11 protein-coding genes are annotated in these 12,807 nt (G+C 61.1%); 1 reads left to right on the top strand and 10 read right to left on the bottom strand.

Annotated features, from left to right (window positions below):
* Positions 1–69: 69 nt before the first annotated feature.
* The 4 genes from FF124_RS10910 to FF124_RS10895 form a co-directional block, all read right to left on the bottom strand.
* A complete protein-coding gene (locus FF124_RS10910; RefSeq protein ID WP_138748507.1) occupies positions 70–1,116 on the bottom strand; it encodes a TRAP transporter substrate-binding protein in 1,047 nt (348 codons plus the stop codon).
* A 118-nt stretch (positions 1,117–1,234) separates the two neighbouring features.
* The gene (locus FF124_RS10905; RefSeq protein ID WP_138748506.1) at positions 1,235–2,563 is read right to left on the bottom strand and encodes a TRAP transporter large permease; all 1,329 of its coding nucleotides are present in this window, start codon (positions 2,561–2,563) and stop codon (positions 1,235–1,237) included.
* Positions 2,560–3,069 (bottom strand): TRAP transporter small permease subunit, encoded by a 510-nt coding sequence (locus FF124_RS10900; RefSeq protein ID WP_138748505.1) that lies wholly within the window; start codon positions 3,067–3,069, stop codon positions 2,560–2,562. The genes FF124_RS10905 and FF124_RS10900 overlap by 4 nt, the downstream gene beginning before the upstream one ends.
* On the bottom strand, positions 3,069–3,845 hold the full coding sequence (locus FF124_RS10895) for an N-formylglutamate amidohydrolase (protein ID WP_138748504.1): 777 nt from the start codon (positions 3,843–3,845) through the stop codon (positions 3,069–3,071). The genes FF124_RS10900 and FF124_RS10895 overlap by 1 nt, the downstream gene beginning before the upstream one ends.
* Before the next feature lie 152 nt (positions 3,846–3,997).
* Between FF124_RS10895 and FF124_RS10890 the strand changes: the two genes are divergently transcribed.
* Positions 3,998–4,870, top strand: a complete 873-nt coding sequence (locus tag FF124_RS10890; protein ID WP_138748503.1) for a MurR/RpiR family transcriptional regulator — start codon at positions 3,998–4,000, stop codon at positions 4,868–4,870.
* Between the two features lie 190 nt (positions 4,871–5,060).
* Here the strand turns inward: FF124_RS10890 and FF124_RS10885 are convergent, their stop codons facing one another.
* Genes FF124_RS10885 through nuoK form a run of 6 tightly spaced genes read right to left on the bottom strand, consistent with a single transcriptional unit; the run spans position 5,061 to position 12,800 of the window.
* Positions 5,061–6,734 (bottom strand): ribonuclease J, encoded by a 1,674-nt coding sequence (locus FF124_RS10885; RefSeq protein ID WP_138748502.1) that lies wholly within the window; start codon positions 6,732–6,734, stop codon positions 5,061–5,063.
* A gap of 7 nt (positions 6,735–6,741) precedes the next feature.
* Positions 6,742–7,506, bottom strand: coding sequence for a biotin--[acetyl-CoA-carboxylase] ligase (locus FF124_RS10880; protein ID WP_138748501.1), 765 nt, complete (start codon positions 7,504–7,506; stop codon positions 6,742–6,744).
* Positions 7,507–8,946: an NADH-quinone oxidoreductase subunit NuoN gene (gene nuoN, locus FF124_RS10875; RefSeq protein WP_138748500.1), complete on the bottom strand. Its 1,440-nt coding sequence runs from the start codon at positions 8,944–8,946 to the stop codon at positions 7,507–7,509.
* A 17-nt stretch (positions 8,947–8,963) separates the two neighbouring features.
* A complete protein-coding gene (locus FF124_RS10870) occupies positions 8,964–10,475 on the bottom strand; it encodes an NADH-quinone oxidoreductase subunit M (protein WP_138748499.1) in 1,512 nt (503 codons plus the stop codon).
* Positions 10,475–12,484 carry an NADH-quinone oxidoreductase subunit L gene (gene nuoL / locus FF124_RS10865; protein ID WP_138748498.1) on the bottom strand — a complete coding sequence of 670 codons (2,010 nt, stop codon included), beginning with the start codon at positions 12,482–12,484 and terminating at the stop codon, positions 10,475–10,477. The genes FF124_RS10870 and nuoL overlap by 1 nt, the downstream gene beginning before the upstream one ends.
* Positions 12,485–12,491: 7 nt before the next feature.
* Positions 12,492–12,800, bottom strand: coding sequence for an NADH-quinone oxidoreductase subunit NuoK (gene nuoK / locus FF124_RS10860; protein WP_024707013.1), 309 nt, complete (start codon positions 12,798–12,800; stop codon positions 12,492–12,494).
* Positions 12,801–12,807 lie beyond the last annotated feature (7 nt).

The raw sequence follows: 12,807 nt of genomic DNA, 5'->3' as shown, positions 1-12,807 counted from the left end.
CGAGCCCGAGCATGACACGTGAGAGGAACGGGGGCTAAAATGGAAGCCCCGCACCGACCGCGATCCTTGTCAACCCGCGCGATAGGGCGGGCCGGCGGCCTTCATATCGGCCTGGTACTGTTTGAGGATCTTGACCACTTCGGCCGTGCGCTCGGTCTCGGCGGCAATCTCGTCCCAGAAGGCGTCGGCGGCATCTTCCACCGTCTTCCATTCGGCATCCGGAATGGTGGTCAGCTTCAGCTTGTCGCCATGGGCGCGCAGCCGCGCCTCGCCGCCCCAGTACCAGTGCAGGCGATGCAGGTGCGACGAATCCGTGCACATGCGGAACAGCACCTTCAGATGCTCCGGCACTTCCGCCCATTTGTCGGAATTGACGAAGAAGGAGCCGCACCAGCCGCCGGAGATATTGTTGGTGAGGAAGTAGTTGGTCACATCCGCCCAGCCGACAGTGTAGTCCTCGGTGATGCCCGACCAGGCCAGGCCGTCGAGTTCGCCGGTCTGCATGGCGACCTGCACGTCTTCCCAGGGCAGCGTCACCGGAACGACGCCGAACTGCGACAGGAATTTGCCGGCGGTCGGGAAGGTGAAGATGCGAAGCCCCTCAAGATCGGAAAGGCTCGTGACCGGATTGACGGTGGCGAAGTTGCACGGGTCCCACGCGCCGGCGGAAATCCACTGCACGCCGACTTCCGAATAGGCCTTCTCCCAGATCTCGGCGAGACCGTATTCGTAAAACAGGGTCGGCACGTCGAGACTGAACTTCGAGGCGAAGGGGAAATAGCCGCCGAACACCTTGATATCGAGCGGCGAGTTCATCGAGTCGTCGTCCGACTGCACGGCATCGATCGTGCCGCGCTGCATGGCGCGGAACAGTTCGCCCGTCGGCACCAGCTGATCGGCGGTAAAGAGCTGGATCTCCATCTCGCCGTTGGCGGCGGTGTTGAAGGCATCAATCGACGGCTTGATGACGTGTTCGGCCAGCGCCGGACCCGCATAGGTCTGCAGGCGCCAGGTGATCTTGCTCTGGGCGCGGGTGACGGCGGGCGCGGCAAGCGCCGTGGCGCCGGCTGCGGTCGCAAGGCCCGCATTCTTCAAAAAACTGCGTCTGTTGGTCATTGCTGCTTCCCTCTGTTTTGCTTCATCAGCTCTTGTGTGGCCCGACCGCATGCCGGGCCCTCCGTTTCCAAACGCCCGCTGAAACCGGACGCACTCCAACGCGCATCAGCCACTCTCCTCAGCGCGCATAAACGAGGTTCGGCAACCACAGGGCAATCTGCGGAAATGCCGTGACGATCGCCAGGCCGAGGATCATGATGATCACGAACGGCCAGACGGAGCGGTAAATGTCGGTCAGTGAAATCTCCCGCGGGGCCATGGCCCGCATCAGGAACAGGTTGTAGCCGAACGGCGGCGTCATATAGGCGATCTGGCAGGTGATGGTGTAGAGCACGCCGTACCAGACAAGGTCGAAGCCGAGATGACCGACGAGCGGCACGTAAAGCGGCGCAACGATCACCAGCATCGCCGTATCATCGAGAAACGTGCCCATGATGATGTAGGAAATCTGCATCATGATCAGGATTTCCCAGGGACCGAGGTCCCAGCGCTCCAGCAGCAGAGTTTCCAACGCCCTCACCGCGCCGAGCCCGTCGAAGACAGCGCCGAAGCACAGCGCCGCCAGGATGATCCACATGAACATGCAGGAAATGCCGAGCGTCTGCTCCATGGTGCGGTTCAGGAGTTTCCAGGTCAGCCGCTTCTTGACGAGTGCGGCCACGAGTGCGGAAAGCGCGCCGATCGCGGCACTTTCCGTCAGGCTGGTGACGCCCATCAGGAACAGTCCCATCATCAGGAAGAAGATGAGGAAGGGGATGATGCCGGCGCGCAGGAGCTTCAGCTTCTCGCCGAGCGGCATGTCGCGCTCTTCCTTCGGCAATGAAGGGCCAAGCGCCGGGTTCATACGGCAGCGGATGATGATGTAGATGATGAACATCGCCGCCAGCATCAGCCCCGGCAGCGCGCCCGCGACCCAGAGCTTGCCGACGGGCTGGCGGGCGATCATGCCGTAAAGCACCAGCACAACGCTCGGCGGCACCAGAATGCCCAGTGAAGACCCCGCCTGGATAACGCCCGAAACCATGATCTTGTCATAGCCGCGCCGCAAAAGCTCAGGCAGTGCGATCGTCGCGCCGATGGCCATGCCGGCGACTGAAAGCCCGTTCATCGCCGAAATCACCACCATCAGCGCGATCGTGCCGACGGCAAGACCGCCCGGCAGACCGCCCATCCAGACGTGGAACGCCTTGTAGAGGTCTTCCGCGATGCCCGATTCCGACAGCATGTAGCCCATGAAGATGAAGAGCGGCAGCGTCAGCATCGGATACCACTTCATCAGCTTCATGCCGGCGGAAAAGCCGAGCTCGTAGCCGCCCGTGCCCCACAAGAGGGCCGCCGCGACGACGCCGACAAAACCGATCGCGGCGAAGACGCGCTGACCGGTCAGCATGGTCAGCATCATCGAGAAGAACAGAAGAAGCGCGATCATTTCATAGGAGAGGTTCATGCGATCGGCCTCCCCAGAGCCTTGGCGAGGTCCTTGAGGAAGATCGAGGTGGTCTGCAGGAACATCAGGAAAATGCCGATGACCATGGTGATCTTGATCGGCGCCATATAGGGCGACCAGCTGGAATAGGAGGTTTCGCCATATTTCAGCGCGTAGCCGGTGGACGACACGCCGCCGATCAGCAGGAAGATCAGATAGGTGAACAGCATGAACACCGTGATTGCATCGACAATGGCCCTCTGGCGCGGCGTCCAGCGGCCATAGAGCAGGTCCATGCGCACATGGCTGCCAAGCTGCAGCGAATAGGCCCCGCCAACGAGGTAATAGGCCGTCATCACGAACTGGGCCATTTCCAGCGTCCAAAGCGAGGGATTGAAGAAGGTTTTCGAGACCGACGACCAAAGCAGAATGCCCATCATGACGAAGATCAGCCACATGGCGATGCGGCCGACCACGCGGTTGAAGCCATCGACATAGCGGACATAGGTCTTGATTGCCGCAGGCATCAGTCCACCTCCCGCCTGCCGTCGAGGCACTGGTTCAGAAGGCCGGCGATGAAGCCCGCGACCGCGCCCTGCCCTGCAGCATCGGCGATCAGGTCATTGCGGATCTCGATCATGACGTTCGGCAGCTTGCGCGGCAGCGCGTGGCGGCGCAGCGTATGGGTCACGCCATCCACGGGGGCATAGGGCTCGTTGCGCCGCACGTCGTAGCCGCCGGCCGCCCTGGCTTGCTCCAGCATGCAATCGGCAAGCCTTCGGTCGGCGTCATGCAGGATGCCGATTTCGACGTCCCGCCTTTTTCCCTTGAAGACGGGCGTGAAGGAATGGATCGTGACCAGCACGGTCTCACGCCCGACGCGTTCGTCCAGGACATCATCGATGCACTCGTGAAACGGAAGGTAGAGGGCCTCCGCCCGCTCGGCCTTCGCCACCGGGCCGAGCCCGCGATTGGCGGGAACGGCGTGAATTTCGCTGATTTGCGGAATGGCGTCGGCGGCTTCCGGCGGCCGGTTGCAATCATAGACAAGGCGGGAAAAGCGCTGGTGGACCAATGTTGCGTCAAGCGCCGCGCTCAACAGCTCCGAAACCGCAAGCGCGCCCGGATCCCATGCGATATGGCTTTGCAGAAGTTCGGCTGACAGGCCCATGTCGCCAAGGCAATCGGGTATGGCGCGGCCGGCATGCTCGCAGACCAGCACGATCACACTTTGACCCGACGCACGCTCGACAATCACAGGCGCGTCGTCGCGGGCGCTCAACAGCCCCGGCTTTCCCAACATCTGTTCCCCTGCATTTTCTGCAATTCTTAATTTTGTAAATAGTTCTTCAGATTTCACGCAGTGTCAATCGAACTTTGAAAACTTCTATTCATTTTTGCCGTTGACGGATGGACCGCGCCGTTCCTAAATGCCCGGGAAACAGGAGACGAAGATTGACTGACGGGTCCCGAACAGTCGCCGACATCATCGCCGGGCGCTACGGCGAGCTCACGCGCTCGGAAAGGCGCCTCGCCGACACGATCAGCGAGAACTACCCGGTCTCCGGCCTCGGCAGCATCACCACGCTTGCCGAAAATGCGGATGTGTCGACGCCAACGGTCGCGCGCATGGTGCAGAAGCTGGGCTTCAAGGGATACGCCGAATTTCAGGCGCGCCTGCACCAGGAGCTGGAGGCCACGCTCTCCAACCCGATCGCCAAACACGACCGGTTGGCGCGCAATGTGCCCGACACGCATATCCTGAACCGATTCGGCGAGGCGGCGATGGACAATATGCGCCGCACATTGTCACAGCTTGATCAGGAAACATTCGGCGGGGCGGCAGCCTTGCTCTCGGACCTCGACCGCGCGGTCTATTTTGTCGGCGGGCGCATCACAGGCGCAATCGCGGGCTATTTCTACACCCACATGCAGGTCATCCGGCCGAAGACGACGCTGATGTCTTCCAATTCCGGCTCGTGGCCGCAGCATATGCTGAACATGGCCAAGGGCGATGTTCTGGTGATCTTCGACATCCGCCGCTACGAGCAGGACATGGCGACGCTCGCCCGCGTGGCAAGCGAGAACGGCGTCGAGATCATTCTTTTCACCGACCAGTGGGCCTCGCCCGTGACCAAGTTCGCCCGCCACACCTTTCGCGTCCATATCGAGGTGCCGTCGGCCTGGGACTCGTCCGTCGTGACGCTGTTCGTGGTGGAAGCGCTGATCGAGGCGGTGCAGGCGAAAAGCTGGGACAAGACCCGCCAGCGCATCAGCCAGTTGGAGGGTCTGTTCGAACAAAGCCGGCTGTTCAGGCGTCCGGGTTAGGGCAGCGATTTCGGCCAAAGAAACAAGAGGGGGGCTAACGACGGCGCCTCTCCCCGAAGAAGAGTCATGCTCGGGCTCGACCCGAGCATCCAGGCGACACGGAAATTGCGTCACCCTCGGGTCAAGCCCGAGGGTGACGCAAAGAGAGGAAAGAAGCGCTCTACGAGCATTCACGCAGCTGCGGAAACTCTCACCCAAGCCGGTTGACAAACACCGTTACCACCGGCTTCTTGCCCCAGCACTCATTGGCGGCGGCGCGGACGGAGCGGCGGATGGCCTCCTTGACCATGCCGAGATCCTTGCGGCGCGAGCGCGGAATGCTTTCGACAGCGCCGAGAACGGCGTCGAACAGCACGTCCTCCATGCGCTCGTCCTCGTCGTCAAAACCCGGCAGGCCGATCGGCACGACATCCGGATCGCCGGCGAAGTCGAACTTGCTGTTCAGGAGCACATTGACCGCCACATGGCCGACGAAGGAGAGCTTGCGGCGCTCTCCGATGCCCATTTCGTCAAAGTTGCCGATCAGCTTGCCGTCCTTGAACACACGGCCGGCCTCGACATGGCCGATCACCTCGGCGGGACCCGGCGCAAGGCGCAGAACATCGCCATTCCTGACGCGCGGAACCTGGGCGATGCCGCTCTGTTCGGCCAGTTCCTTCTGGGCGATCAGATGGGCTGCCTCGCCATGAACGGGCACGAGAATTTCGGGCCTGATCCATTCATACATCTGCTTCAGCTCGTTGCGGCGCGGATGGCCGGACACATGCACCAAAGCCTCGTTATCGGTCAGGATATGAACGCCCTGCTCCACCAGACCATTCTTGATATCCTGGATGGCCTTCTCGTTGCCGGGAATGGCGCGCGATGAAAACACCACAAGATCGCCGGCGGCAAGCGCCACATTGCGCATCTCGTCGCGCGAGAGCTTGGCAAGCGCCGCGCGCGGCTCGCCCTGTGAACCGGTCAGGATCGCAACCACCTTGTCGCGCGGAATATAGCCGAACTCATCCTCGTCGACGAACGGCTTCACGCCCTCCATCATCCCGAGATCACGGGCGACGGCAACCGCGCGCTTCAACGAGGAGCCGAGCAGCAGCACCTGGCGCCCCGCCTCGTCGGCGGCCTTGGCGATGGAGCGGATGCGGCCGATGTTGGAGGAGAACGTGGTCAGCGCGACGCGGCCTTCCGCATTTTCGATGACCTGTCTGAGGCTTGCCGAAATCTCCTCCTCGGAGGGCGATACGCCGTCGCGCATGGCATTGGTCGAATCACACATCAGCGCCAGCACGCCCTCGTCGCCGATGGCGCGAAACCGGGCCTCGTCGGTCTTGGGGCCGAGCGTCGGCGCATGGTCGATCTTCCAGTCGCCGGTATGGACGATATTGCCAAGCGGGGTGCGGATTGCAAGCGCCATCGGCTCGGGGATCGAGTGGTTGACGGGCACGCCCTCCACCGTGAACGGACCGACATTGATGGTGTCGCCGGCCTTGAAGATCGTCACCGGAATTTCACGCATCCAGCTTTCATATTCGCGCTTGGCCTCCAGCAGGCCCGCAGTGAAGGGCGAGGCGTAGATCGGCACATTGAGTCCCGGCCACAGCGTCGCGATCGCGCCGTAGTGGTCCTCATGCGCGTGGGTGATGATCATGGCCTTCAGATTGTCGCGCTGTTCGCGCACGAATTCGATATCGGGCAATACGAGGTCGACCCCGGGCAGATCGGGTCCGGGAAACGTGACGCCGCAATCGACCATGATCCATTCACGTTTTTCCGCGGGTCCATAGCCGTAAAGCGCGAGATTCATGCCGATCTCTCCCAGCCCGCCGAGGGGCAGGAAGACCAGTTCGTTTTTATTGTTCGCCATTTAAGCGTTATCCGTTCTTGTTGTTTTCGAAGAAGACATCGCCAGCAGCAAAGGTGCGCGAGCCCTCTTCCGTTTCAAGTTTCAGCATGCCGGAATCATCGATGCCGGCAAAAAGCCCGGAGACCTGCTCGCGGGCCAGGTTGATGGTGATCCGTTCATTGATGCCGCAGGCGGCAGCGCGCCAGCGGGAAACGGTCCGGCCGACACCGCGTCCGCCATCCCATATGGAAAGCTCTTCCGCCATGATCGAGAACAGATGGGCAAAAAGAAGCTGAGGGTCGGCGCCGGCAACATAATCAGCCAGTCTTGCCACCGGATATGGGGTTCCTTCCGGCGAAAATCCAACATTGATCCCGATACCAATGACAACCGCGAAACGGCCATCGGCAAGTTTCCGCGCTTCCAGCAGAATGCCGCTGACCTTCTTGCGGTCGATCAACACGTCATTCGGCCATTTGATCGCGACCTCGCTGCTATGACCGGACATCATGCTGTTGATGGCGCCATGGACGGCGACGGCGGCGACCAGCGGCAAGGACGACAGGGATGAATCCGGCGCCGGATCAACAAGCAGAAGCGAGGCGTAGAGATTGCCCCGCTTGGAAATCCAGCTGCGGCCGCGCCGTGCCCGTCCGCCTGTCTGCTCGTCAGCCGTGATCCAGAGCAGGCCGGGATCACCGGCCTCGGCCCGCTCCATCGCGGAAAGATTGGTCGAGGCGACCGCGCCGAGCGCCTCATGCCGATAGGCAGCGGCGGGGTTTCCCGCCGCCATCTAGAACAGCGCCGCGGCGGCAGACTGCGCCGCCGTGTTCAACGGACCGCCGAACAGCAGATAGCCAATGGCAAAGAGACCGCTCAGGCCGAAGACGAAGCGCAGTTCCACGGCAACCCGGGAGAATTCCACGGTCGGCTCGTCGAACCACATCACCTTGACGATCCGCAGATAGTAGAACGCGGCGACGACCGAGGAGAGCACGCCGATGATCGCCAGCGTATAGAGATGCGCGTTGATCGCGGCCAGGAAGACGAAATACTTGCCGAAGAAACCCGCCAGCGGCGGAACGCCCGCAAGAGAGAACATCAGCGCCGTCAACACCACGGCCATGACCGGTTTGGTCTGCGACAGACCGGCGAGATCGTCGATATTCTCGACATTGCCGCCTTCCTTGAGCCGCATCGCCATGATGATGGCGAAGGCGCCGAGCGTCATGAACAGGTAGATTGCCATGTAGATGGCAACGCCACTGACGCCGACTTCCGTGCCGGCTGCAAGCCCGACCAGCGCGTAGCCCATGTGGGTAATCGAGGAATAGGCCATCAGACGCTTGATGTTGCGCTGGCCGATCGCGGCAAAGGCGCCGAGCACCATGGAGGCGATGGCGATGAACACCACGACCTGGCGCCACTGGTCGGCGGCCGGACCGAAGGCATCGATCAGCAGGCGAATGATGATCGCCATGGCGGCAACCTTCGGCGCGGAGGCGAAGAAGGCCGTAACCGGCGTCGGCGCGCCCTCATAGACGTCCGGCGTCCACATATGGAAGGGGACGGCCGAAATCTTGAAGGTGATGCCGGCCAGCACGAAGACCATGCCGAAGATGAAGCCGAGACCGGTCTCGCCGAGCGCAATCTGGTTGGCGACCGCCTCAAAGCCGATATTGCCGGTAAAGCCGTAGATCAGCGAGATGCCGTAAAGCAGCATGCCGGACGACAGCGAACCAAGAACGAAATATTTCAGGCCCGCCTCCGTGGAACGCAGGCTGTCCCGGTTTATCGCCGCGATCACATAAAGCGGCAGCGACATCAGTTCGAGGCCCATGTAGAAGGCCAGCATGTCGTTGGCCGACACCATGAGCATCATGCCGGTGGTCGACAGCAGCATCAGCACCGGAAACTCGAAGCGATCGAGATATTCCGGCTCCTCATGGCCAACCGACAGGATCATCGACAAAGCCGCACCGATCAGCACCAGCACCTGCATGAAGCGGGTGAAGGCGTTGAATGTGAGCGACCCGTTGAAGGCGGTTCCGGAGCCCGCCCAGAACAGGGCGGCGAAAGCCGCGATCAGAAGCGCAACGGAAAGGCCGACAATTGCCGGGCCGCTCTTGCGGCCGGCAAAGGCGCCGATCATCAACAGGACCATGGCGCCGATCGAAAGGATCAGCTCCGGCATGATCAGCTTCAGACTTGAAAGTAGGAGTTCCGAGGTCATGTCCAAAAGATCCTGTCTCAGTATACCGGCAGCGCGATGTTCTTGGTGGATTCCAGAACAGCGTCATAGTGTTGAACGATCTGGGCTACCGGGCCGTGGATCGCCGCGAAGATCGGTTCCGGATAGACACCGAAGAAAATCGTCAGGATGATCAGCGGGTAGAGAACGAACTTCTCGCGCGTGGAAAGGTCGAGCAGCGCCTTGAGGCTGTCCTTTTCCAGTGCGCCGAAGATTACGCGGCGATAAAGCCACAGCGCGTAGGCGGCGGAAAGGATGACGCCGGTGGCGGCGAACACGGCAACCCAGGTATTGACCTGGAAGACGCCGACCACCGTCAGGAATTCGCCGATGAAGCCCGACGTGCCCGGAAGCCCGACATTGGCCATGGTGAAGACCATGAAAGCGACCGCGAATTTCGGCATGTTGTTCACAAGCCCGCCGAAGGCCGCGATCTCGCGCGTATGCATACGGTCATAGACGATGCCGACGCAGAAGAACAGCGCGCCGGAGACGATGCCGTGCGAGAGCATCAGGAAGATCGAGCCCTCGACGCCCTCAGTGGTGGCCGAGAACATGCCCATGGTCACGTAGCCCATGTGGGCGACCGACGAATAGGCGATCAGCTTCTTCATGTCGGTCTGCATCAGCGCCACGAGCGATGCGTAGATGATGGCGATGATCGAGAGCGCGAAGATCAGCGGCGCGAAATAATAGGACGCGTCCGGGAACATCGGCATCGAATAGCGCAACACGCCGAAGCCGCCGAGTTTCAAGAGCACGCCCGCCAGCACGCCCGAAGCCGCCGTCGGCGCTTCCACATGGGCGTCCGGCAGCCAGGTGTGCACCGGCCACATCGGCATCTTCACCGCAAAGGACGCGAAGAAGCCGAGGAACAGCCAATATTGCAGGTTCACCGGGAAATCATATTCCAGGAGCACAGGAACGCTGGTCGTGCCCGTCACCCAGTACATCGCCATGATCGACAACAGCATGAAGACCGAGCCGGCGAAGGTGTAGAGGAAGAACTTCAGCGAGGCATAGACGCGCCGGTCATGACCCCAGATGCCGATGATCAGATACATCGGGATCAGGCCTGCCTCGAAGAAGATGTAGAACATCACGATATCGAGCGAGACGAACACGCCGATGATCAACGTTTCCAGAATGAGGAAGGCGATCATATAGGCCTTCACCCGGTAGGTGATGGCTTCCCACGAGGCGAGGATGCAGAGCGGCATCAAAACCGTCGTCAGCAGGATGAACAGCATCGAAATGCCGTCAACGCCAAGATGGTAGGCAATACCGGTCCCCAGCCACTCGTGATACTCGACCATCTGGAAGTTCGGATCGGCCGGATCGTAATTGACCCAGATGAACAGCGACACCACGAAGGTGAAGAGCGTCGTCAGAAGCGCGACATTGCGGATGTTGCGCAGACCCGTCTCGTTGTCGTCACGGGTAAACAGGATCAGCACCACGCCGACGAGCGGCAGGAAGGTGACTGTCGTAAGAATTGGCCAGTCGCTCATTACAGCGCCCCTCCGAGCATCATCCACGTTACAAGAGCGGCAAGGCCGATCAGCATTGCAAACGCATAGTGGTAAACATAGCCGGACTGCAGCTTGACCACGCGGTTGGTGACATCGACGACAAGCGCAGCGATGCCGTTCGGTCCGAACCGGTCAATCACGCCCACATCCCCCTTCTGCCACAGGAAGTGCCCGAGCTTCTTGGCGGGACGGACGAACAGGAAGTCGTACAGTTCATCGAAATACCACTTGTTGAGCAGGAATGCGTAGATCCGGGGGAAGGCCTTGGCCGTCGCCTTCGCCGAGGACGGCTTGATCAGGTACATGTAGATCGCGACTGCGGTACCGATCAGCATGGCGAAGAACGGCGAGAGCTTGACCCAGAGCGCCACGTGATGGTGCTCCTCCAGAACCTCGTTGTGCGGGCCGGTAAACAGAGCGCCCTTCCAGAATTCGCTGTAGTCGTGGCCGTAGAAGAACTCGGCGAAGACGACGCCGGCAAAGAGCGCACCGACCGAGAGCACGATCAGCGGGATCAGCATGACCCAGGGCGATTCATGAACATGGTGCATCACATCGGAAGACGCGCGCGGCTTGCCGAAGAAGGTCATGAAGATGAGGCGCCATGAATAGAACGCCGTCAGGACTGCGGCGATAACCAGCGCCCAGAAAGAGAAGCCTGCAAGCGGGCTTGCCGAAACGAAGGCCGCCTCGATGATCGCATCCTTGGAAAAGAAGCCGGCCGCACCGATGACCGTGCCGGGAATGCCGACTCCGGTAATGGCGAGCGTACCGAAGATCATGCCCCAGAAGGTGATCGGGATATGCTTCCTGAGGCCGCCCATGCGACGCATGTCCTGATCGCCGGAAACGGCATGGATGACCGAACCGGCGCAAAGGAACAGAAGCGCCTTGAAGAAGGCGTGGGTAAAGAGGTGGAAGACGGCGGCGCCGTAGGCCCCTGCCCCGAGTGCGGCAAACATATAGCCGAGCTGCGAACAGGTCGAATAGGCGATCACGCGCTTGATGTCGTTCTGCACCAGGCCGATGGTAGCGGCAAAGAGCGCCGTGATCGAACCGATCAGCGTGACGAAGGTGAGCGCGGAAGGCGAGAGTTCGAACAGAGGCGACATGCGCGCCACCAGGAAGACACCGGCGGTCACCATGGTCGCGGCGTGGATAAGGGCCGAAACCGGGGTCGGGCCTTCCATCGCGTCCGGCAGCCAGGTGTGCAGCAGGAACTGCGCCGACTTGCCCATCGCGCCCATGAACAGCAGAAGGCAGATCGCGGTGATCGCATGCATCAGGGTGAGGTCCATGCCGAGGAAGTGCAGCACCGCAACGTGCTCGCCGGCAGCAACGGCGGCAGCGTGGTCATCGGCGATGCGCTCGGCGGCGGCAAAGATCGGGTCGAAATTGATCGTGTGCGCCAGGAAGAACAGACCGGCGATGCCGAGCAGGAAACCGAAGTCGCCGACACGGTTGACGATGAAGGCCTTCATCGCGGCGGCGCAGGCCGACGGCTTCTTGTACCAGAAGCCGATCAGCAGATAGGAGGCAAGACCGACGCCTTCCCAGCCGAAGAACATCTGCAACAGGTTGTCGGAGGTCACCAGCGACAGCATGGCGAAGGTGAACAGCGACAGGTAGGCGAAGAAACGCGGACGATGCGGGTCATCATGCATGTAGCCCACCGAATAGAGGTGGACGAGACAGGAGACGGTGTTGACCACGACCAGCATGACCGCCGTCAGCGTGTCGATCCGGAGCGACCAGGCGACGTCGATGTCGCCGGAGGAGATCCACTGCATGACCGGCACCTGGATCACCAGATCCTCGGCGTGAGAAAGGAATCCGACCGAGATGAAGACGTACCAGGACAGGATGGCGGCGACCACCATGAAGGCGATGGTCACCCACTCGGTCGCCTTGGCGCCGATCCGGTTTCCGAAGAGGCCCGCGATGAGGAAGCCGAGCAACGGCAGGAAAATGATGAGTTTGTAGATCATCTGGAGGTCAGCCCTTCATCATATTGACGTCTTCGACCGCAATCGAGCCGCGGTTGCGATAGAACACCACGAGGATCGCCAGTCCGATCGCCGCTTCCGCCGCCGCCACCGTGAGGATGAAGAGCGCGAAGACCTGGCCGACCAGATCGTTCAGGAAGGCGGAGAAGGCGACCATGTTGAGATTGACCGAAAGCAGGATCAGCTCGATGGACATGAGAATGATGATGACGTTCTTCCGGTTCAGGAAGATGCCGAAAACGCCGATCGTGAAAAGTATGGCACTGACCGTCAGGTAGTGGGAAAGTCCGATTTCCATTGCTCTG

Source organism: Martelella lutilitoris (assembly GCF_005924265.1).
Taxonomy (GTDB): Bacteria; Pseudomonadota; Alphaproteobacteria; order Rhizobiales; family Rhizobiaceae; genus Martelella; species Martelella lutilitoris.
The sequence above is the reverse complement of the archived record's forward strand: the minus strand, read 5'-3'. Positions and strand labels throughout refer to the sequence as shown.